Source organism: Streptomyces sp. HD, assembly GCF_028369295.1.
Taxonomy (GTDB): domain Bacteria; phylum Actinomycetota; class Actinomycetes; order Streptomycetales; family Streptomycetaceae; genus Streptomyces.
The window spans coordinates 154,815-174,069 of sequence record NZ_JAQMYP010000006.1; the positions used below are offsets into that span (position 1 = coordinate 154,815).

Annotated in this window: 21 protein-coding genes; 10 read left to right on the forward strand and 11 right to left on the reverse strand. The window is 70.7% G+C overall.

Going from position 1 to position 19,255, the window contains the following annotated elements; all coding sequences use genetic code 11:
* The first annotated feature begins 8 nt into the window (after positions 1 to 8).
* Together POF73_RS08385 and POF73_RS08390 are read left to right on the forward strand one after the other, a co-directional pair.
* Positions 9 to 425 carry a DUF4395 domain-containing protein gene (locus POF73_RS08385; protein ID WP_272113894.1) on the forward strand — a complete coding sequence of 139 codons (417 nt, stop codon included), beginning with the start codon at positions 9 to 11 and terminating at the stop codon, positions 423 to 425.
* A gap of 188 nt (positions 426 to 613) precedes the next feature.
* Positions 614 to 1,354 (forward strand): lysophospholipid acyltransferase family protein, encoded by a 741-nt coding sequence (locus tag POF73_RS08390; RefSeq protein ID WP_272113895.1) that lies wholly within the window; start codon positions 614 to 616, stop codon positions 1,352 to 1,354.
* 65 nt (positions 1,355 to 1,419) lie between these two features.
* Here the strand turns inward: POF73_RS08390 and POF73_RS08395 are convergent, their stop codons facing one another.
* Together POF73_RS08395 and POF73_RS08400 are read right to left on the reverse strand one after the other, a co-directional pair.
* The gene (locus POF73_RS08395; RefSeq protein ID WP_272113896.1) at positions 1,420 to 2,130 is read right to left on the reverse strand and encodes a B3/B4 domain-containing protein; all 711 of its coding nucleotides are present in this window, start codon (positions 2,128 to 2,130) and stop codon (positions 1,420 to 1,422) included.
* Positions 2,131 to 2,138: 8 nt separating this feature from the next.
* Complete coding sequence (locus POF73_RS08400; RefSeq protein WP_272113897.1) at positions 2,139 to 2,711, reverse strand: transglutaminase-like domain-containing protein; 573 nt, start codon at positions 2,709 to 2,711, stop codon at positions 2,139 to 2,141.
* Between the two features lie 185 nt (positions 2,712 to 2,896).
* Between POF73_RS08400 and POF73_RS08405 the strand changes: the two genes are divergently transcribed.
* Positions 2,897 to 4,261: a hypothetical protein gene (locus POF73_RS08405; RefSeq protein ID WP_272113898.1), complete on the forward strand. Its 1,365-nt coding sequence runs from the start codon at positions 2,897 to 2,899 to the stop codon at positions 4,259 to 4,261.
* Between the two features lie 26 nt (positions 4,262 to 4,287).
* Here the strand turns inward: POF73_RS08405 and POF73_RS08410 are convergent, their stop codons facing one another.
* From POF73_RS08410 to POF73_RS08420, 3 genes are read right to left on the reverse strand one after another with little or no spacing between them, the layout of a single operon-like run.
* Positions 4,288 to 5,358 (reverse strand): threonine aldolase family protein, encoded by a 1,071-nt coding sequence (locus POF73_RS08410; protein WP_272113899.1) that lies wholly within the window; start codon positions 5,356 to 5,358, stop codon positions 4,288 to 4,290.
* Entirely contained in the window at positions 5,355 to 6,104 is a 750-nt protein-coding gene (locus POF73_RS08415) for an SDR family oxidoreductase (RefSeq protein WP_272114001.1), read from the reverse strand. The genes POF73_RS08410 and POF73_RS08415 overlap by 4 nt, the downstream gene beginning before the upstream one ends.
* A gap of 53 nt (positions 6,105 to 6,157) precedes the next feature.
* Positions 6,158 to 7,555 carry a DUF6421 family protein gene (locus tag POF73_RS08420; protein ID WP_272113900.1) on the reverse strand — a complete coding sequence of 466 codons (1,398 nt, stop codon included), beginning with the start codon at positions 7,553 to 7,555 and terminating at the stop codon, positions 6,158 to 6,160.
* Positions 7,556 to 7,945: 390 nt separating this feature from the next.
* Between POF73_RS08420 and POF73_RS08425 the strand changes: the two genes are divergently transcribed.
* Entirely contained in the window at positions 7,946 to 8,629 is a 684-nt protein-coding gene (locus POF73_RS08425; protein ID WP_272113901.1) for a glycerophosphodiester phosphodiesterase, read from the forward strand.
* A 32-nt stretch (positions 8,630 to 8,661) separates the two neighbouring features.
* On the opposite strand, the gene POF73_RS08430 is transcribed toward POF73_RS08425, so the two are convergent.
* Positions 8,662 to 9,213 (reverse strand): GNAT family N-acetyltransferase, encoded by a 552-nt coding sequence (locus tag POF73_RS08430; protein ID WP_272113902.1) that lies wholly within the window; start codon positions 9,211 to 9,213, stop codon positions 8,662 to 8,664.
* 71 nt (positions 9,214 to 9,284) lie between these two features.
* Here POF73_RS08430 and POF73_RS08435 point away from each other — a divergent pair, with 71 nt between their 5' ends.
* Positions 9,285 to 9,677: a VOC family protein gene (locus POF73_RS08435; RefSeq protein ID WP_272113903.1), complete on the forward strand. Its 393-nt coding sequence runs from the start codon at positions 9,285 to 9,287 to the stop codon at positions 9,675 to 9,677.
* A gap of 7 nt (positions 9,678 to 9,684) precedes the next feature.
* On the opposite strand, the gene POF73_RS08440 is transcribed toward POF73_RS08435, so the two are convergent.
* Positions 9,685 to 10,596 carry a GNAT family N-acetyltransferase gene (locus tag POF73_RS08440; protein ID WP_272113904.1) on the reverse strand — a complete coding sequence of 304 codons (912 nt, stop codon included), beginning with the start codon at positions 10,594 to 10,596 and terminating at the stop codon, positions 9,685 to 9,687.
* Positions 10,597 to 10,787: 191 nt separating this feature from the next.
* Here POF73_RS08440 and POF73_RS08445 point away from each other — a divergent pair, with 191 nt between their 5' ends.
* The gene (locus tag POF73_RS08445; protein WP_272113905.1) at positions 10,788 to 11,558 is read left to right on the forward strand and encodes a VOC family protein; all 771 of its coding nucleotides are present in this window, start codon (positions 10,788 to 10,790) and stop codon (positions 11,556 to 11,558) included.
* Between the two features lie 7 nt (positions 11,559 to 11,565).
* On the opposite strand, the gene POF73_RS08450 is transcribed toward POF73_RS08445, so the two are convergent.
* The 3 genes from POF73_RS08450 to POF73_RS08460 form a co-directional block, all read right to left on the reverse strand.
* Positions 11,566 to 13,743 (reverse strand): cellulosome protein, encoded by a 2,178-nt coding sequence (locus POF73_RS08450; RefSeq protein WP_272113906.1) that lies wholly within the window; start codon positions 13,741 to 13,743, stop codon positions 11,566 to 11,568.
* Between the two features lie 134 nt (positions 13,744 to 13,877).
* On the reverse strand, positions 13,878 to 14,414 hold the full coding sequence (locus POF73_RS08455; protein ID WP_272113907.1) for a MarR family winged helix-turn-helix transcriptional regulator: 537 nt from the start codon (positions 14,412 to 14,414) through the stop codon (positions 13,878 to 13,880).
* Complete coding sequence (locus POF73_RS08460) at positions 14,411 to 14,614, reverse strand: hypothetical protein (RefSeq protein ID WP_272113908.1); 204 nt, start codon at positions 14,612 to 14,614, stop codon at positions 14,411 to 14,413. The genes POF73_RS08455 and POF73_RS08460 overlap by 4 nt, the downstream gene beginning before the upstream one ends.
* A 145-nt stretch (positions 14,615 to 14,759) precedes the next feature.
* Between POF73_RS08460 and POF73_RS08465 the strand changes: the two genes are divergently transcribed.
* The 4 genes from POF73_RS08465 to POF73_RS08480 all read left to right on the forward strand — a co-directional run bounded on the left by POF73_RS08465 (position 14,760) and on the right by POF73_RS08480 (position 17,712).
* Positions 14,760 to 15,299, forward strand: coding sequence for a DUF5134 domain-containing protein (locus POF73_RS08465; protein ID WP_272113909.1), 540 nt, complete (start codon positions 14,760 to 14,762; stop codon positions 15,297 to 15,299).
* A 104-nt stretch (positions 15,300 to 15,403) separates the two neighbouring features.
* Entirely contained in the window at positions 15,404 to 16,075 is a 672-nt protein-coding gene (locus POF73_RS08470; RefSeq protein WP_272113910.1) for a phosphatase PAP2 family protein, read from the forward strand.
* A gap of 68 nt (positions 16,076 to 16,143) precedes the next feature.
* Positions 16,144 to 16,875, forward strand: coding sequence for an HAD family hydrolase (locus POF73_RS08475; protein WP_272113911.1), 732 nt, complete (start codon positions 16,144 to 16,146; stop codon positions 16,873 to 16,875).
* A gap of 150 nt (positions 16,876 to 17,025) precedes the next feature.
* Positions 17,026 to 17,712 carry a TetR/AcrR family transcriptional regulator gene (locus POF73_RS08480; protein WP_272113912.1) on the forward strand — a complete coding sequence of 229 codons (687 nt, stop codon included), beginning with the start codon at positions 17,026 to 17,028 and terminating at the stop codon, positions 17,710 to 17,712.
* On the opposite strand, the gene POF73_RS08485 is transcribed toward POF73_RS08480, so the two are convergent.
* Complete coding sequence (locus POF73_RS08485) at positions 17,700 to 19,202, reverse strand: LVIVD repeat-containing protein (RefSeq protein ID WP_272113913.1); 1,503 nt, start codon at positions 19,200 to 19,202, stop codon at positions 17,700 to 17,702. The genes POF73_RS08480 and POF73_RS08485 overlap by 13 nt on opposite strands.
* Positions 19,203 to 19,255 lie beyond the last annotated feature (53 nt).

The following is a 19,255-nucleotide window of genomic DNA, read 5'->3' on the forward strand; positions in this document are numbered from 1 at the left end:
CTTGATTCATGGACATCGATGTGAGGGGCCCGCGTTTCGGGGCGGCCGTGACGACCGTGGTGCTGGCGGTCGTGCTGGTCACCGGGAGCGCCTGGCTGCTGGCCTGGCAGACGCTGGCGTTCGCGCTGGGCGCGGCGGGCGGGGTGGCCCGTTCGCCCTACGGGTGGCTGTTCCGCAGGGCCGTCCGCCCCCGGATCGGGCCGCCGACCGAGTTCGAGGCGCCCGAACCGCCGCGGTTCGCCCAGACGGTGGGACTGGTCTTCGCCGGCATCGGGCTGGTCGGTTTCACGCTCGGGCCGGACTGGCTGGGTCTCGCCGCGACCGGGGCCGCGCTCGCGGCCGCGTTCCTTAACGCCGTCTTCGGGTACTGCCTGGGCTGCGAGATGTACCTGCTCGTGCGGCGGGTGACGGTGCGCGCAGAGTAAAGGCTGCGCCAAAATCCGAGGTGGATCAAGGGACTGACGTGACGAGGATCTCGCCTTTCACAGGCACTTGGGCTTGGCCGTCGGGCGTTCTTGGGGCACGATCTGCGACATGCCGTTTACCTACGGCTGCGTAACTTTCCCACTGGGAGCCTCCTTCCCAGGCAGAAGAGGAAGGGTCCTTCCCGTCCATGGCAGAGCTTGTCTACCGTCCCGTCGTCGGTTTCGCCCAGACGTTGTTCAAGGCGTGGGACCTCAAGATCGACTGCAAGGGGTCGGAGAACATTCCGCGCTCGGGCGGCGCCGTGCTGGTGAGCAACCACATCAGCTATCTGGACTTCGTCTTCAACGGCCTGGCGGCGCTGCCGCAGAAACGACTCGTCCGTTTCATGGCGAAGGAGTCCGTTTTCCGGCACAAGATCTCCGGTCCACTGATGCGCGGTATGAAGCACATCCCGGTGGACCGCAAGCAGGGTGAGGCGGCGTACGCGCATGCGCTGGACTCGCTGAGGTCCGGTGAGATCGTGGGGGTCTTCCCGGAGGCCACGATCTCCCCGTCGTTCACGCTGAAGAGCTTCAAGTCGGGTGCCGCGCGGCTGGCCCAGGAGGCGGGTGTGCCGCTGATCCCGATGGCCGTGTGGGGGACCCAGCGCCTGTGGACCAAGGGCCACCCGCGCAACTTCAAGCGCAGCCACATCCCGATCACGATCCGGGTCGGCGAGGCGATCGAGGCGTCCAAGGACAAGTACGCCGGTGCCATCACGCGCCAGCTGCGCGAGCGCGTCCAGGAACTGCTGGAGGCCGCGCAGCGTGCCTATCCGGTGCGGCCCAAGGACGCCAACGACACGTGGTGGATGCCGGCGCATCTGGGTGGGACCGCTCCTACGCCGGAGCAGGTTCGCGAGGCCGAGGCCGGGCGCTCCGCCGGGTAGTGCCGGGTTGTGCCGGTGGTCGTCTGCGGCGCCGTCGTGGCTTGTCGCGCAGTTCCCCGCGCCCCTTAGGGGCGTTGCCGGACCGACAGCGACCGGCTCACCGCGATACTCGCTCCCGGGCTGAACTTCTCCAGCAGTTCCGCCAGCTCGGTCGCCGCCTGCTCGACGTCGGTCACCGGCATGGGTGCCATGCTCTCCAGCAGGAAGATGCCCGAGGTGCTCTCCTCGGTGAGGCGGGTGCGCGGGCCCTGGCGCCAGTTCCAGCGGCGGCAGGTCACGCCCGCATCGTCGCGCCATACGACCTCGCCCGCGTCGGGGTGCTCTACGGCCTCCTCACCGCCGGCGACGGTCACGAAGTCCTCCTCGCCGGTCGCTCGCACCAGGCGCATACCGCCCTCGATGCGGTCGATGTCCTCGCCGCCCACGGGGATGAGGTGGGCGACGCTGATGGCGTTGTAGAGGTCGACCAGCAGGTTGATCCGGGGCAGCCCCGCCTCCGACAGTGCCCTCTTGGCCAGCGCCTCCGCGGAGTTGCGGGTGCGTGACGGCTTCGACCCGAACGCCGTGTACACCTCCCGCCAGGCCGCCATGTGCGGGTCCTCGTGCGGGGCGCGTCCGCCCAGGCGTACCGCGAGCCGGCGGGCCGCGTCGTCGAGCAGCTCGGCACTGGCGTCGGTGCTCGGGCCGTTGACCAGCCCGCGCGCCTCGATGGCGACGTGGGTGAAACCGGGCGCGAGGGCGCGCACCTCGTCGGACACGGTCAGGGAGAGGGTCATGGCCTGCCTCAGAGTGCGGGCGGGAGCGTCTTCCACAGGTGGGGCCGGTCGGGGGCGGCCTTGAGGGCGCTCAGCACGGACGGATGCGGTTCAGCATACAGGACTGGATAGTCCAACTCATTGAACTCCAGGTCGGGCAGGAAGGCCAGCCGCTCCCCGTCGAGCGAGAACTGGGCGTCCACGCCCGGCTTGTTGCCTCGCGGGTCCTGTCGATGCCAGGCGCCGTTGAACCGCACGGCGACCAGGCCGTGCACCACGTCGAGCTTCTGGTAGCAGAGCGCGGTCGGGATGTCCTCGGCCCGCAGCAGCGCGGTCAGCGCGTGGGCCTTGGCGTAGCAGATGCCGGTGCCCTGCTCCAGGACATCGGAGGCACGCCAGGTGACCCGGAGGTCGCCGGAGTCCTGAGAGTGCGCAATGGCGTCACGCACGAACTCGAACGCCGCCCGCGCATAGTCATACGAATCCGCCACGCCGTTCGCGAGTCGGGCGGCCACCTCCCGCACCAGCGGATGATGATGGTCGATCACCTCGTCAGCAGCCAAGTAGGCGGAGAGGTCGGCGGTTTGCTGGATCATCTGCATGGCAGCAGAGCGTAGGCGGTAGCCGACCGCACGGTCAATTAATTTGCGGACTACTGCATAGATATACAGCAAGAGCCGCCTACGGGCAGAACGGCCGAACCTCGCCGCAACCCTCACGCCCGGCCACAACCCCTCCCCCACGCCGCCGGTCTCGTCACCGACGGATCGTCGACCAGGGGGAATCCATGAAGCATCGCCTGCTCGGAGCCGCGCTCGCCGGCTGTGCCCTTGCCGCCGTCGGGGCCGGCCCCGTACATGCTGTGTCCGACCAGTTGTGGATCGACGTGCCGTCGGAGACGGTGCTGCCGGCGTCGGTCTCGGGCGGCCGGGCCGAGCGCACCGTCACGGTGCGCGTCACGCATGACAACACCGAGAACGAGGTCGCACCCGGTCGGCTGACCGTGGACGCGAGCGAGCTCTCCGCCTTCGCGCGGGTGGCGTGGCCCTCGAACTGCGTGCCCGCGTCGGCGGTGCAGGCGTTGTGCGACTTCCCGGGGATGCCGTCCGGGAAGAACATCGTGACGGCGGCCCAGATCCGCCTGAGCGCACTGCCGGACGCCGACCTCACCGCCACGGGGCATGTGCGCTACACCGCCACCGCCGGTGAGTTGACGGCGTTCCCCGCGGAGACCCGGATCTCCCTGGGCGACGGACCTGACCTCGGGCTCAGCCAGGCCGAGTACCAAAGGGACCTCAGGCCGGGCTCGGACACCCGGGTGAGCGCGACGGTCGGCAACTCCGGCAACCGTTCCGTGGAGCGGACGCTGCTGTGGATCAACGCGTCGTACGGGCTGCGGCTCAAGGAGCGGCACTCCAACTGCGAATACCGGCAGCACGAGACCGGGACGTCCGCGCTGTGTGTGCTGGACGAGAAGGTGGCTCCGGGTGAGCAGTACGCGCTGACGACCGGGCTGCGCGTGCGGGACAAGGCGCTGTACGAGCGGTTCGACCACTCCGTCCTGCCGTACTCGGACGCGGCACTGGAAGAGGCCCGCGGTGAATGGACGTGGACCCCGGGGACGGGGCCCGAGCTGGATCTGCGCCCCGTCGCGACGCGGCGGGCCGCAGCCGCCGACGAGGACCTCGATCTGTCGGACAACTACCGCGCCGTCATGCTCGACGCCAGGAACACCGCCGACCTGAAGCTCACCGGCAGCAAGGTGCGCGGGGCCGTCGGCGACACCGTGACCGCCGCCGTCACCGTGTACAACCGGGGCCCGGCGTGGGTGGCGTCCCTCGGCGCGGGCGCGTCCGTGGCGACGGTGCGCTTCCAGGCACCGCGCGGGACGACGGTCGTGGGGCTGCCGGAGGAGTGCTGGACCCTGCCGGAGTCAGCGGAAGAGCCGTCCGTGACGACCTACTTCTGCAAGACGCCGATCTATCTGCACGACAGGGCGTCGCACACCATGGAGATCCGGCTGCGCATCGACGAGGTGGTGCGCGGGGCGCGCACCACCGTCGAGACCCTCAACGACGACCCCGAGCTGTCCATCCGGAAGTTCGACCCGAACCTGCGGAACAACCGGTCGGAGATCGTCGTCAACGGCTGAACCCGCGCCGCGGCGGAGGGGATGGCTCAGCGCGCCATCTCCTCCTTCAGCGCCGCCACGAAGGCGTCCACGTCCTCCTCGGTCGTGTCGAAGGCGCACATCCAGCGCACGACGCCCGCCGCCTCGTCCCAGAAGTAGAACCGGAACCGCTTCTGCAGGCGCTCGCTCACGTCATGCGGAAGCTTGGCGAAGACGCCGTTGGCCTGCACCGGGTAGAGGATCTCCACGCCGTGCACGGCACGTACGCCCTCGGCGAGGCGCTGGGCCATCTCGTTGGCGTGGCGGGCGTTGCGCAGCCACAGGTCCTTGGCGAGCAGGGCCTCCAACTGCACGGACACGAAGCGCATCTTGGAGGCGAGCTGCATGGACAGCTTGCGCAGGTGCTTCATGTGGCTGACGGCGTCCTGGTTGAGGACGACGACGGCCTCGCCGAACAGGGCGCCGTTCTTGGTGCCGCCGAGGGAGAGGATGTCGACGCCGACCGCGTCGGTGAACGTCCGCATCGGGACGTTCAGGGAGGCGGCCGCGTTGGCTATCCGGGAGCCGTCCAGGTGCACCTTCATGCCGTGCGCGTGGGCGTGGTCGCAGATGGCGCGGATCTCGTCCGGTGTGTAGAGCGTGCCGAGCTCCGTGCTCTGGGTGATCGAGACGACCTGCGGCATCGCCCGGTGCTCGTCGTCCCAGCCGTACGCCTGCTTGTCGATCAGCTCGGGGGTGAGCTTGCCGTCGGGCGTGGGCACGGTGAGCAGTTTCAGGCCGCCCATCCGCTCCGGCGCACCGCCCTCGTCGACGTGGATGTGCGCGCTCTCGGCGCAGATCACCGCGCCCCAGCGGTCGGTGACGGCCTGGAGTGCGACGACGTTGGCTCCGGTGCCGTTGAAGACCGGGAACGCCTCGGCTGCGGCGCCGAAGTGGCTGCGGATGATCCGCTGGAGGTTCTCGGTGTAGTCGTCCTCGCCGTAGGCGACCTGGTGCCCGCCGTTGGCCAGGGCCAGGGCGGCGAGCACCTCCGGGTGGGCGCCGGCGTAGTTGTCACTGGCGAAGCCGCGGACGTCCGGGTCGTGATGACGCCGGGCGTCGGTCTTCGGAGGGTTCACGGCTTCTCGGTCAGCCACAGGCGGGTTCCGTTCACTTCGGCGGCGGGCTTGTCCCAGACTCCGACGACGGCGTCGGCCAGGTCCTTGACGTCCGTGAAGCCCGCGAACTTCGCGTTGGGGCGCTCGGCGCGCATCGCGTCGTGCACCAACGCCTTCACCACCAGGATGGCAGCCGCGGAGGTCGGGCCTTCGGGGCCCCCGGCCTTGCGGAAGGCGTCGGCGAGAGCGAGCGTCCAGGCCTCGGCGGCGGCCTTGGCGGCGGCGTACGAGGCGTTGCCCGCGGTCGGCTTCGAGGCACCGGCGGCACTGATCAGCAGGTACCGTCCGCGCTCGCTGCGCTGGAGGGCCTCGTAGAAGGCGAGCGAGGTGTGCTGGACCGTGCGGATGAGCAGCAGCTCCAGGAAGTCCCAGTCGTCGAGGCTCGTCTTGACGAAGGTCTCGCTGCCGCGCCAGCCACCGACCAGGTGGACCAGGCCGTCGATGCGGCCGAAGTCCTTCTCGATGTGGTCGGCCCAGTCCCGGGCGGACTGCAGATCGAGCAGGTCGACGGGTTCGCCGGTGACGGTCGCGCCGCCGGACGCGTAACGGGCCGCGTCCACGGCCTCGGCCAGCCGCTCGGGATCGTTGTCCGCGCCGACGACGGTCGCGCCGGCCTCGGCCAGCCGCAGCAGCGCCGCCCGGCCGGCGGGTCCGCCCGCGCCGGCCACCGCGATCACCGCACCGCTGAGAGCTCCGTTCCCCGCCATGATCTTCGCCTCCTGCTGAGCAGTGTTCTCGGTCTCGCGCAACAAGCCGTCGCTCACGCGGCGACCCGCTCGGCGCTCTCCGCGGTGATGCCCTTGGTGGAGGCGATCACGTTCTTCAGCTTCTTGGAGAGTGCCTCATAGAACATGCTCAGCGGAAACTCGTCCGGAAGCACGTCATCGACGAGCTTGCGCGGCGGCTGGGTCAGGTCCAGGGCCTCCGGGCCCTTGGCCCAGCGGGAGCCCGGGTGCGGGGCGAGGTAGGTGGAGACCAGCTCGTAGCCGGCGAACCAGTGCACGAGCTTGGGGCGGTCGATGCCGTCGCGGTACAGCTGCTCGATGTCGGCGCACAGCTGGTTGGTGACCTGCGGGGCGCGGTCCCAGTCGATGTGCAGCTTGTTGTCGGTCCAGCGGACGACGTCGTGCTTGTGCAGGTAGGCGAAGAGCAGCTGGCCGCCGAGGCCGTCGTAGTTGCGTTCGCGCTCGCCGGTGACCGGGAAGCGGAACATGCGGTCGAAGAGGACCGCGTACTGCACGTCACGGGCCTGCGGGACGCCGTCGGCCTGGAGCTTCACGGCCTCCTTGAAGGCGGTGAGGTCACAGCGCAGCTCCTCCAGGCCGTACATCCAGAACGGCTGGCGCTGCTTGATCATGAACGGGTCGAACGGCAGGTCGCCGTGGCTGTGGGTGCGGTCGTGGACCATGTCCCACAGGACGAAGGCCTCCTCGCAGCGCTTCTGGTCGTGGACCATCGCGGCGATGTCCTCGGGCAGGTCCAGGCCCAGGATGTCGACGGCGGCGTCGGTGACCCGGCGGAAGCGGGCGGCCTCGCGGTCGCAGAAGATGCCGCCCCAGCTGAAGCGCTCGGGCGCCTGGCGCACGGCGATCGTCTCCGGGAACAGGACGGCGGAGTTGGTGTCGTACCCGGCCGTGAAGTCCTCGAACTTGATGCCGCAGAACAGCGGGTTGTCGTAGCGGGTGCGCTCCAGCTCGGCCAGCCAGTCCGGCCAGACCATGCGCAGGACGACCGCCTCAAGGTTGCGGTCGGGGTTGCCGTTCTGCGTGTACATCGGGAAGACGACCAGGTGCTGGAGGCCGTCCGCGCGGCCGGCGGCGGGCTGGAAGGCCAGCAGCGAGTCGAGGAAGTCGGGCACCTCGAAGCCGCCCTCGGCCCAGCGGTTCAGGTCCTTCACCAGGGCCTGGTGGTAGGCGGCGTCGTGGGGCAGCAGCACCGAGAGCTTCTCGACGGCCTCCACGACACGCCGTACGGCGGCCTCGGCGTCCGTGCGCTCGGGCGCGCCCTCGGCCTGGAAGTCGATCGAGCCGTCCTTGGACTGCCATGGCCGGATCCGTTCCACGGCACCCTTGAGCACCGGCCACGCCGGGTGCTCAACCACCCTGGTCGCGGGAGGAACCCGCTCCTCCGTAGCCGCCTGCACAAGAATTTCCGTCATGTCCCATCCTCCACGGGAGAACCTCGCGTCAGGACACCGTACGCACACGAGTCTTCTCCCAGCAAGAGGCACCTCGGGAAATTGTCCTGCACACCCTCATGGTCACCGAACTTTTTCCTGTTGGATGCCGCGACGGCGCATACTCCGGCGTCGGCTGGGCATACGCGAACCGACCGGCGACATCCGGTCAATGCCCGCAGGACTCGCCCACGCCAGGGTGACCGTCGAGAGGCGCATGATCCAGCTACGACATGTCCATTGCCGCAAACCGTGTGTACACGTGGGGTTCATCACGCGCCCGGACCACTAGGCTGCGGCACTGCCACGCGAACAGTCCGCTCCGGTTCGCGCGCACTCCCCCCGCCGCCGTCGACGGAAGCGAGTTGAATCTTGAACTTCCTTACCATCGGTCACCGCGGAGTCATGGGTGTCGAACCCGAGAACACCCTCCGTTCCTTCGTCGCCGCCCAGCAGGCCGGGCTCGACGTCATCGAACTCGATCTCCACCTGAGCAAGGACGGCGCCCTCGTCGTCATGCACGACACCGACGTGGACCGCACGACCGACGGAACCGGCCCGATCGCCGACAAGACCCTCGCCGAGCTGCGCTCCCTGGACGCGGGCCGTGGCGAGCGCGTGCCGGTCTTCGAAGAGGTCCTGGACGCCGTGAAGTCACCGCTCCAGGCCGAGATCAAGGACGTGGCGGCGGCCCGGGCACTCGCCGAGGTGATGACCGACCGGGACCTGGCCCCCCGGGTCGAGGTGTCCTCGTTCCATGACGACGCCGTCGCCGAGATCGCCCGCCTCGTACCCGGGGTGCGCACCGCGCTGATCGCCAGCCGCTACGGCACCGACGTCGTGGACCGCGCGGTCGCGGTCGGTGCGGCGACGGTCTGCCTGAACATCCGCCGCCTCACCCTGGAGGTCGTGGAGAACGCCCGCAAGGCGGACCTCAGGATCATCGGCTGGGTGGTCAACACCCAGGACCATCTGCGTCTCGTACGGGCCCTGGAACTGGACGGCGCGACGACCGACTACCCGCAGATCAAGCGCACCGGCCGTTTCACCGCGTGACGGCGAAGCCAGGCCGCCAAACGTCGTAGGACTCAGGCGAGTTCCTTGACCAGCAGTTCGAACTGCAGGTCGTCGCGCTGCGGAATGCCGAAGCGCTCGTCGCCGTACGGGAACGGGGTCATCCGTCCCGTACGGCGGTAACCGCGGCGCTCGTACCAGGCGATGAGGTCGTTGCGTACGGAGATCACGGTCATGTGCATCTCGGTCACGCCCCAGGTCTCGCGGGCCCGCCGCTCCGCCTCCGTGATGATCACCTTGCCGAGGCCGGCGCCCTGGAGGGCGGGGCTGACCGCGAACATCCCGAAGTAGGCGTACTCACCGCGGTGTTCGAGCTGGCAGCAGGCGACGACCCGGCCGTCCCGCTCGACCGTCAGCAGCCGGCTGTCGGGCGACTTGATGACCTCCAGCACACCCTCCGGGTCGGTCCGCCGCCCTTCGAGGATGTCCGCCTCCGTGGTCCACCCGGCCCGGCTGGAGTCCCCGCGGTAGGCGGACTCGATCAGCACGACCAGCGTGTCCACGTCAGCGTCGGTGGCGTCGCGGAAGCTGAGTCCGGCGGAGGCGTCGGTCGCGGCGGTGTCCATGGTGCGGTTCTCCCCTACTCGGGCGCGGCTCGGGCACCGCTGAGAGTAACGCGCCGCTAGGCTCCGGCTGCATGGTGCACGTACTGAGCGGACGGACCCTGCTCCGCCCCACCGATCCCGAGCGCTCCCGTGTCTTCTACGGCGAGCAACTGGGCCTGGTCGTCTATCGCGAGTTCGGGACGGGGCCGCAGCGCGGCACCGTCTACTTCCTCGGCGGGGGCTTCCTGGAGGTCTCCGGCCGGTCCGAGACCCCGCCGTCCCCCGCCGTGCAGCTCTGGATGCAGGTGGCGGACGTCGCCGCCGCGCAGGAGGAGCTGGTGGCGAAGGGCGTCGGGATCGTGCGGCCGCCGGTGAAGGAGCCGTGGGGGCTGATCGAGATGTGGATCGCGGATCCGGACGGGACGCGGATCGTGCTGGTGGAGATTCCGGCGGATCATCCCCTGCGGTACCGACCCGGGATCTGAACGGAACCTAGGGCCGGTGCTGCCAGCCTCGGTCGGTGCGGGTCAGTTCCCGGAAGCCGGCCGAGGTGAGGTGGGCGAGCATCGTGTCGTCGGTGGCGGCCTCGTAGGCCAGGAGGCGGTCCGCACCGCACAGGCGCAGCCAGTCGGCCGCCCGGCCGAGGAGCCACTGCTCCAGACCCTCGCCGTACGCCGACGGGTCGATGTGCAGGTTGCCGATGTCGGCGAGGCCGGTGCCGCGGACATGGCGTTCGGGGCGGGACAGGGCCGTGTCGACCTCGATGAAGCCGAGGGCGCGGCCGTCGGCGTACGCCGTCAGGCGCGTGCCGCACTCGCCCAGCGTGCGGTCGACGGTGATGCCGGGCCGTGGCTCGTGCGGCGGCAGGTCGGCCACGCGGGCGATGAGGATCACCTCGGTGTCGCCGACGTGCCGGAAACCGGAGCGTTGGTAGAGGGCGCGGATGTGCGGCCAGGTACGAGGCAGGCCGTAGACGGCCGGGGCGGGGAGCTCGCCGCTCGCGTACCGGGCACGTACGTTCCAGCGGGCCAGCTGGGCCAGGCAGGCGCTCATCAGCAGGTCCGCGGCGTCGTCGGCGTCCGGCCAGAAGGAGGCCGGCGGATGGCAGACCAGCCAGTCGATCTCGCCGATGTCCCGGTAGCCCGCGCCGACCCGGTCGTCGGCCCGGTAGCGCAGCAGATGGGCGGCGGCCACGACGTAGTCGCGCTGCTCGGCGACGAGGGTGACGCGCTCGCCGACCCAGGGGTCGGTGATGAACTCGTCCGGCTGCCGCTCCAGATCGCTGAGCACCGTGTTCACGGAGACGGAGACGCCGGGGACGACGGCGGCGACGTGCTGGTTGATCAGTTCGGTGAGCTGGTCGCGGTCGGCGCGGCGGAAGGGGCGCACCACGGGCGCGGGCATGCGGGACCTCCGGTCGGAGAACGGTGTCGGCAGGCCGCCATGCGGTGCGGTACGGGGTCGAGGGTACGGCGGTGGCGGCGCCGGGCTCCACTGGGTTTCCGCCGGATGGCCGGGGCCTGGGTGCCGGGCTTAGCGTGCTTGGGGAGGCGTGTGGGCGGAGCTCTTCCAGCGATCCCTGCGAAAGGAACGCCATGCAGCTCGACAAGCCGGTGGCCGGCGGGCCCTGCTGGGCCGAGGTGGGATGCCCTGATCTGGAGGCCGGCAAGCGGTTCTACTCCGCTCTGTTCGGCTGGCGTACCGAGACGGACGCCCGGGAGGAGATGGGCGGCTACACGATCGCGTATCTGGCGGACGCCCCGGTCTGCGCGCTCGTCCCGCTGGGCGAGGGGGCACCTGCGCAGCCCGTGGTCTGGTACGTGACATTCGCCGTGGCGGACCTCGACGCCACCGTGGCGAAGGTGCGCTCGGCGGGCGGGTCGGTGATGTCCGAGCCCGGGGACGTGCCCGCGATGGGCCGTTTCGCCTCGGTGGCCGATCCGCAGGGCGCCGCCTTCCAGCTGTGGCAGGAGCGGGGCTTCGCAGGCGCCGGTGTGCTCAACGCCCCCGGTTCCCTGGGCTGGGTGGAACTGCTGACCCGTGCGCCGCAGGAGGCGAAGGCCTTCTACACCTCGGTGTTCGGCTGGAGCGTCAACGCCTTGGAGCGCTATACGCAGTGGGGCCTGGACGGCGCCGACTTCGGCGGCATGGTGCCGATGGACGACAAGTTCCCGCACGAGGTCCCGGCGCACTGGCTGCCGTACTTCGCGGTCGCCGACGTGGACGCCACGGCTGCGGACGCGACGGAGGCGGGCGGCTCCGTCCTCATGGAGCCCACGTCCGTCCCCGAGGGCCCGCGCATCGCCGTACTGCGGGACACGCAGGGCGCGATGTTCGGCGTGTACCGCGCCGCCGACGCGCGCTGAGGCCCGCCTAGCGCGGCACGGTCAGCGGCGTCACCGTCACACGGTCGATCACCGGCGCGCAGGCCGGGCCCCGGTCGTGTGCATTCCTGAACTCCCCGTCGAAGGCGGGGAGTTCGCCGACGGTGAAGGTGAGGGTGTTGGCGCCCTGGACGAGGGTGACGGGGACGGTGAGAGTCCGGAAGGCGTTGAAGTCGAAGGTGGTGGGGAACAGGATCCGGTGCGGTGTGCCGTCGTTGACCGTGAGGTCGGCATGGCGGCAGACCGGGTCTGGGTTGTAGCGGGTGGCCGGGGTTTGCTCGCCGTTGGAGTAGCGGATGGTCAGGGCGTGAGGGCCGGCGTGCCGAGCGGTGACTGTCAAGGTGAGGGCGTTGCCGGGGCCGCCGCCTATGCCGTCCACTGCCTTGCCGCCCGTGGCGTACGGGAGTGCGGTCACCTTCGCGGTACCGGTGAGGACGCCGTCCTCGGCGGCGTAGGACGTGCCCGGCAGCAGGCCCCGGGACGGGCCGACCCGCAGCCGGTCCACGATCAGCCGTTCCGAGGTGCCGGTGACCGTGATCTTGTTGATGCCGCCGGCCAGGAAGAGCGGCAGCGGGCCCTCCTCGACGCGTCCGACCGCCTCGCCGTCGACCGTCACCACGCCCTCTCCGGGGCCGAGCCGCTCGACGGTGACCGTCGCCTCGCCGTCGTCGGCCGCGTGCACCCAGAAGGTCGCGGTGCCGCCCCGGGGCAGTACGGCGACGCCGGGGCCCGAGGCGCCGCGGTGGGCGTGGCTGACGCGGGCGCCGTCGCGCAGGTCCGCGTACTCGGCGTCGTACGGCGCGGGGCCCTCGGTGGCGCGCAGGGTGAGGTCCAGTCCGTCGATCACGGCGTCGCCCCTGGCGGCGCCGAGATCCGGGTCCTGCGCGGCGAGGGTGATCCGGTGGCCGCCCGCGGTGAGGTCGGCCTCGGTGTGGCCCCGGACCGCCCACCCGTGGCCGAGCGGCAGCAGCAGCTCGCGGGGCCGTTCGCCGTCGACGCGCAGGAAGACGTGGGTGGGCCCCTGCTCGCGGACGGGGTCGGCCTGGTTGTGGGAGCCGGCGTAGACGCTGATGTCGTACGTCCCGTCCTGCGGGACCTCCACGTCGAAGGTGAGCACCCCGTCGAAGCCGGTGCGCAGGCCGTCCTCGGGACCGTTCTTCGAGTGACCGCCGCCGGTGCAGGTCGCGTCCTCGGCCTCGTACGTCCGCCGCCAGCGCACCTCGGGCGGCAGCGGGTCGGCGCCGTGGCCGCCGGGTGACAGGATCAGGTGATACGCGGACATCTCGTCGAGGCCGGTGAGCGGCAGGGCCACCATGCCGTCCACGACAGGCAGTTCATCGTCACGCATCCTCAACGGCGGCCCGCTCGCGCCGACTCGGCCCGCCCAGCGGAGCTCGTCCAGCCGCACATGCACCGTCGCGCCGAAGACCTCGGGGTCGACGTTGGCGAAGACGACGTTCGCGGTGCCGCCCGCGCCGCCGAACAGCAGCCGCGACTGCCGCTTCTCGGTGTCCAGGGTGGCGACGCCCTGGAGAGGGTGCTGCACGTCGGTGCGCGGGGCGATGACCCGCACGGTGGTGCCCGTCATACGGCCGTAGGCGTTGAACAGCCACCACTGGCCGGTCCCCTTGCCGTCGATGTCCCGGCACGCCAGGTCGGAGTCCACCTTGGACTCCTCGATCGCGGCGATCCACTGCACCATCCGGCCCGGCACGGACAGGTGGTGGTCGTGGGCGTGCCAGGTGATCACGTCGGGGACCACACCGTGCTCCTTGGCGAACTCCAGGAAGCCCCTGACCTCGGGGTACGACATGCCGGTGTCGGGTCCGGCGACGCGCGCCCCGGGGTGGAGACCCTTGATCAGGCGGTACGTCTCCTGCCAGGCGGCGAAGTAGGGGCGCGGGTCGGTGCGCCAGGAGACGCGGCCGTGGCCCTCGGGTTCGCCGAACGGGACGTACACGATGCGGGAGGCCGACTCGCCCAGAGTGAGGGCGTGTTCGACCTGGCGGCGGACGACCTCCGGGAACCCCCGGTGAAGGCCGGGCAGTTGGACGTGGACGTCGCCGTACGGTCCGTAGGAGGTGCCGCTCGCGCCACCGTGGAAGGGGCCCGTCCCGGCGCCGAGGTCGATCGTGAGCGTCCCGGGCCCGGGGTCTTCGACTGCCACGGCACCCCTCCTTTTGGTTCGACATGCCGCACGCGTGCCGGTGATCCGGACCGGCCGGTCGAACTTAGGAAGATCATGTATGCCGAGTCAACGGGGTTCCCGCTCCGAAAGTTCCGAAACCGCAGCTCGGGGGCTCAGACGCGCAGAGCGCCCAGCCGCCCCTCCAACTGGGCCAGCAACTCGCCCAGCAGGGAGGCCAGTTCGTGCTGTCCCTTCGGGGCGAGCCCGGACAGTACGGTCGTCTCGTAGGCAAGTTGCTCGGGCAATGTGCCGTCGACGAGCTCCCGGCCCGCGTCCGTGAGGCGGAGGTGGGCGACGCGCCGGTCCCGGCTGTCGCCGCGGCGCTCCACCAGGCCGCGTTCGGTCAGCAGCTTGAGGCGTTTGGTGACGGCGGCGCCCGAGGAGAAGGTCTCGCGGGCGAGTTCACTGGGGGTCAGCTCCTGGCCGGTGCGGCGCAGCGCGCCGAGCAGGTCGAACTCCGGGCGGCTGAGGCCGGCGCGGCGCAGGGGGGCGTCCTCGGCCTGCTGGAGGAGGGCGGCGCAGCGGTTGATGCGGCCGATGATCTCGATGGGGGCGGTGTCGATATCCGGGTGGACGGCCTGCCACTGCCGGACGACGGCGGCCACCGTGTCCTGTCTCGCCCCGGTCGGCCCGCCGTTGGTCGCCGTCATGGCAGTACGCCCTCCGTCGTGTCGCTGCCCGTGCGCTGGTCCGGGTGCGGCCGGGATGCGTCGGACAGGCCCCGGCTCCGCCCCGTAGCCGCGAGCGTACGGGGTGCGGTCCGCTCGGCGTGCACGACCCGCTGCCTCCGCCGGTCGGGTACGGCCACCGCGACGACGAGACCGGCCGGCGCACCGACCAGAGCGTCCACGATCCGCTCGGTGATCAGCGGCCCGGTCCGGCTGACCGGCCGTGCTCCGCCGAGTGCTCCCCGTGTACACCCTTGCGCTCGCGTGCGCGCCGCGCCGCCCGGGCATCGACGGACTGTCCGAGAGCGTCGAGCGGGGAGGGTGCGCATGCACGGACCGGCTTCGCACGGCTGGCTGCTGGTCGCGCTGTGTGCGGCGACCGGGGCCTACTGTCTGCTGCGGATGCGCAGCCATGTCGAGGAGCAGCGCCGGGCCGCGGGCGGCGAGGCGCTGATGGGCTTCGGGATGGCGGTGATGGCGGTGCCCGCCGCGGTGTTCACGCCGCCGTCGTGGGCGTGGCCCGGCTACGCGGCCGTGTTCGGGGCGGCCGCCCTGCACGCGCTGTGGTCGGCGCGGGCGGGTGGCCATCATCTGCACCATCTGGTGGGCGTGTCGGCCATGGTCTACATGGCGGTCGCGATGGCCGTCGCGCCCGGGCACGGGGGTGGGCACGGCGACTCCGGGATCCCGCTGGTGACGGGCGTGCTGCTGCTGTATTTCACGGGGTACGTGCTGTTGTCCGGGGTACGGCTGGTGCCCGTGACCGCGGGCGGCGGGGCCGTCGCATGGGGCGACCGGCCGGAGTTGGCGCGGGCCTGCCGGCTGTCGATGGGGATCGCGATGGTGGCGATGCTGCTGACCCTCTGACCGGCGCCTGACGGCGCGGCCGTTACACCTGCGCACGCTGTGGGGGGCGTCGCAAATCCACCCCGGCATTCGCCTCTCGCCCTGCGGTCGGCGAGGATCGCAGTATGCACACCCAGTCCGTCGACTCCCCGCCCCGCCCGCCGGCCGAGCACGGCACCTCCCGCTGGGCCGGTGCCCTGGCGCTGTGCTCGGCGCTGCTGCTCGCCCTGGTGGCGGTCCGGTGGTACCCGCTGATGACCCTCGACGGGGACATCGCCGAGACCACGCATCGCTGGGCGGTCGACGAACAGGGCGTCACGCACACGTTCCGCATCCTGACGGACTGGGTCTGGGATCCATGGACGATGCGCACCCTGACCGCTGCGGTCGCGATCTGGCTGGTGTGGCGCAGAGCGGCGCGCTGGACGGCCGTATGGCTGGTAGCCACATGTGCGCTCGCCACAGGGGTCCAGCAGACCCTGAAGGCCGTGGTGGACCGGCCCCGCCCCGTCTGGCCCGACCCCGTCGACTCCGCCCACTACGCCGCCTTTCCCTCCGGCCACGCCATGACGGCCACGGTGGTGTGCGGGCTGCTGCTGTGGCTCCTGCACCGTTACGGCGCCGGACGCGCCCTGTGGCGTACGGCCGTCGCCGTGGTCTCGGTCTCCGTGGCCGGCGTCGGTCTGACCCGGGTGTGGCTGGGCGTCCACTGGGCCACCGATGTCGTCGGCGGCTGGCTGCTGGGCGCGCTGGTCGTGGTGCTGGCGGTGTGGGTGCACATCCGTTGGCGGGACTGAAACCGTCCGAGCGTTCCGTGGCCGCGAACCGCCCGCGCGGCGGAAGGCGGCCCCGTAGGATCCGGATCATGACCGCAGTTCTGTTCGATTTCTCCGGAACCCTCTTCCGTATCGAGTCCACCGAGTCCTGGCTGCGCGGAACGCTCGCCGAGGCGCGGCTGGAGCTCGAAGAGGCCGAGTTGACCGAGGCGGCGCGGGCGTTGGAGGCCATGGGCGCGCTGCCGGGCGGGGGCGATCCGTCCTGGCTCCCCGAGGACGTCGCGAGCGTCTGGGGGGTGCGGGACAAGAGCGCGGAGCTGCACCGGGCCGCCTACACCGGGCTCTCCCGGCATGTGCGGCTGCCCGACCAGCGGTTGCCCGACATGCTGTACGACCGCCACATGTCGCCGTCGGCATGGGCGCCGTATCCCGACACCGCCGAGGTGCTGCGGACGCTGCGCGAGCGCGGCATCGGCGTCGGCGTGGTCAGCAACGTCGGCTGGGACATCCGTCCGGTGTTCCGGGAGCACGGTCTCGACCCGTACGTGGAGAGCTATGTGCTGTCGTACGAGCACGGCATCCAGAAGCCCGACCCGCGGCTGTTCAGGGCCGCCTGCGAGGAGCTCGGCGCCGATCCGCGGGACGTCGTGATGGTCGGCGACGACCGGCGTGCCGACGGGGGTGCCGCGGCGCTGGGCTGTGCGGTGCACTTCGTGGACCATCTGCCGGCGGCGCAGCGGCCGGACGGGCTGCGGCCGGTGCTGGATCTCGTGGGCGGCGTCCCGCGGGCCAATGGATCCGACCCGCTGCGAAAGAAGTAGCCTCCGGCCACCATCCGGGGGGTCGAGCCCGCCCTGGACGATCCCCCGCGTCGCCCAGGGCAGACAGCAACCCCGACCAGGCCGATTCGGGACCGGGCCGGAAGCGCTGAGTATAGTTGGCTGGCAGCCAGTCAACGCAGGAGTTACAGCATGTCCCCGCGCAGCGCCTCGGTCAATGAAGAGTTGCGGCGGCGGTCCCGGGAGCGGCTGCTGCAGGCGGCGGTGGAGATCGTCGCCGAGCGCGGCTACGAGGCCACCACGCTGGGGGACATCGCGGACCGGGCGGGCTCGGCGCGCGGTCTGGTGTCGTACTACTTCCCCGGCAAGCGGCAGCTGGTGCAGTCCGCCGTGCACCGGCTGATGCACCGCACGCTGGAGGAGGCGCTGGAACGCGAGCCGCGCAGCGAGGACGGCCGGGAGCGGCTGGCCCGGGCCATCGACGCGATCCTGGGCCTGGCCCGGGACCGGCCGGTGCTGATGCGCCAGCACATGGCGGGGATCCTGCTGGGCGAGGGCTTTGTACAGTGCCCGGAGCAGCGGCAGCTGGCCGAGCTGTTGCGGGACACCTGCGTGCGGTACGGCTCGCGGGACGTCGACGCCGACTATCCGATGCTGCGGGCGCTGCTGATGGGCGCGGTCTACGCGGCGCTGGTGCCGGGGGTGCCGATGTCCGTGCCGGTGCTGCGGGCCGAGCTGTTCAAGCGCTACCGGCTGGAGTGGGAGATGGGTGTCCCGCCGGATTCGGGGACCGAGCCCGGCGGGACGTGCGACACGGATCTGTCGCGGTTCTTCGCGACCGGGTCCTCACCCGGCTGCCCGGAGGGTCAGTCGAAGTAGTCCGGCTGTGTCTGGACGTTGAGTTCGCGCATGTGGACCCAGCGGGCCGGGTCCGTGCGCTTGTCGTTGATCCTCAGGATGTCGAAGCCCCTGGCGATCTCGTTCGAGTAGATGTGGCCGTTGTAGTAGTACGCCGACCACGAGCCGCCCGACTTGAGGGTGTCGGTGGAGAGCGGACCCCGGTCGAAGTAGGCGATCTCCTTCGGCTTGTTGGAGTCGGTGAAGTCCCAGACCGAGATGCCGCCCTGGTACCAGGCCTGGACCATGATGTCGCGGCCCTTGACCGGGATCAGCGAACCGTTGTGGGCGACGCAGTTCTCGGTGTCCGCCTGGTGGCGGGGGATCTTGAAGTAGCTGCGGAAGACGAGCTTGCGCTTGTCGCCCTTGCCGACGATGTCGTAGATGCCGTCGGCACCGCGGTCCGGGCCGGTCGCGGCGTTGCAGGTGGCCGCTCCGCCACCGCCCAGTTCGTCGGTGAAGACGACCTTGTTGGCCTTCTGGTTGAAGGTCGCCGAGTGCCAGAACGCGAAGTTCACGTTGTCCTGGACCTGGTCGATGATCTTCGGGTGCTCCGGGTCGGCGATGGAGAACAGGATGCCGTCACCCATGCAGGCGCCCGCGGCCAGGTCCTTCCCGGGCAGGACCGTGATGTCGTGGCAGCCGGTGGTCTTCGAGACGCCGGGGTTGGTGGGCGAGCCCGGGTTGCCGCCGCCGTCGGGGCCCTCACCGGGGAACAGCACCGGGAAGCCCACGACCGCCGCCTTCTCGGGAGCCTTGCGCGGCACCTTGATCACCGAGATGCCGTCGTGCGGCGGCTGGCAGTCGGGATAGGTGGCGTTCGGCGAGTACGAGGAGACGTAGATGTAGACGTTCTTGCGCTCGGGCACCAGCGAGTGGGTGTGCGAGCCGCAGGCGGTCTCCACGGCGGCGACGTACTTCGGGTTGGTCTTGTCGCTGATGTCGAAGACCTTCATGCCCTCCCACGATGACTTCTCGGTCGCGGGCTGCGTGGTGCTGTTGCAACTGCTGTCGCTGCGCGAGGAGTCGGTGGACAGGAAGAGCAGGTCGCCGGAGACGGAGACGTCGTTCTGGGAACCGGGGCAGAGGACCTGGGCGACCGTCCTCGGTGCCTTCGGGTTGCCGATGTCATAGATGGTGAAGCCGTCGTAGTTGCCGGCGAAGGCGTACCTGCCCTGGAAGGCGAGGTCCGAATTGGTGCCCTGGAGCGCGTCCTTGGGGACGTGGGCCAGATGCTCGATGTTGTCGGAGTGGACGATCTCGTCCTGGCCGGGTATCTCGCCGTCCGCGAGTGCCTCACGGACTTCGGCGCGGGTTCTCTCGGAGACCTTCTTTTCCGCGACGGGGCCGTCCCCCGGGTCGGGGGTCGCGGCGGCCGGCTGCGCGCTGAGTAACGCGGCAAGGAGCCCGGCGGCGGCAGCGGCAACTGCCAGGCGTCTGCGCCGCGTTCGGGGACTGCTGAACAGGATCACTGTTTTCCTCCCTTGTTCCGTTCGCACTGGAACGGTTCACGCACGCCCGAGTA

Coding starts and splice junctions, on each gene's coding strand:
- POF73_RS08475 (WP_272113911.1), top strand. CDS start 16,144: ATGACCGCAGTTCTGTTCGATTTCTCCGGAACCCTCTTCCGTATCGAG.
- POF73_RS08445 (WP_272113905.1), top strand. CDS start 10,788: ATGCAGCTCGACAAGCCGGTGGCCGGCGGGCCCTGCTGGGCCGAGGTG.
- POF73_RS08420 (WP_272113900.1), bottom strand. CDS start 7,555: ATGACGGAAATTCTTGTGCAGGCGGCTACGGAGGAGCGGGTTCCTCCC.
- POF73_RS08385 (WP_272113894.1), top strand. CDS start 9: ATGGACATCGATGTGAGGGGCCCGCGTTTCGGGGCGGCCGTGACGACC.
- POF73_RS08470 (WP_272113910.1), top strand. CDS start 15,404: ATGCACACCCAGTCCGTCGACTCCCCGCCCCGCCCGCCGGCCGAGCAC.
- POF73_RS08390 (WP_272113895.1), top strand. CDS start 614: ATGGCAGAGCTTGTCTACCGTCCCGTCGTCGGTTTCGCCCAGACGTTG.
- POF73_RS08405 (WP_272113898.1), top strand. CDS start 2,897: ATGAAGCATCGCCTGCTCGGAGCCGCGCTCGCCGGCTGTGCCCTTGCC.
- POF73_RS08430 (WP_272113902.1), bottom strand. CDS start 9,213: ATGGACACCGCCGCGACCGACGCCTCCGCCGGACTCAGCTTCCGCGAC.
- POF73_RS08480 (WP_272113912.1), top strand. CDS start 17,026: ATGTCCCCGCGCAGCGCCTCGGTCAATGAAGAGTTGCGGCGGCGGTCC.
- POF73_RS08400 (WP_272113897.1), bottom strand. CDS start 2,711: ATGCAGATGATCCAGCAAACCGCCGACCTCTCCGCCTACTTGGCTGCT.
- POF73_RS08435 (WP_272113903.1), top strand. CDS start 9,285: ATGGTGCACGTACTGAGCGGACGGACCCTGCTCCGCCCCACCGATCCC.
- POF73_RS08415 (WP_272114001.1), bottom strand. CDS start 6,104: ATGGCGGGGAACGGAGCTCTCAGCGGTGCGGTGATCGCGGTGGCCGGC.
- POF73_RS08455 (WP_272113907.1), bottom strand. CDS start 14,414: ATGACGGCGACCAACGGCGGGCCGACCGGGGCGAGACAGGACACGGTG.
- POF73_RS08465 (WP_272113909.1), top strand. CDS start 14,760: ATGCACGGACCGGCTTCGCACGGCTGGCTGCTGGTCGCGCTGTGTGCG.
- POF73_RS08395 (WP_272113896.1), bottom strand. CDS start 2,130: ATGACCCTCTCCCTGACCGTGTCCGACGAGGTGCGCGCCCTCGCGCCC.
- POF73_RS08440 (WP_272113904.1), bottom strand. CDS start 10,596: ATGCCCGCGCCCGTGGTGCGCCCCTTCCGCCGCGCCGACCGCGACCAG.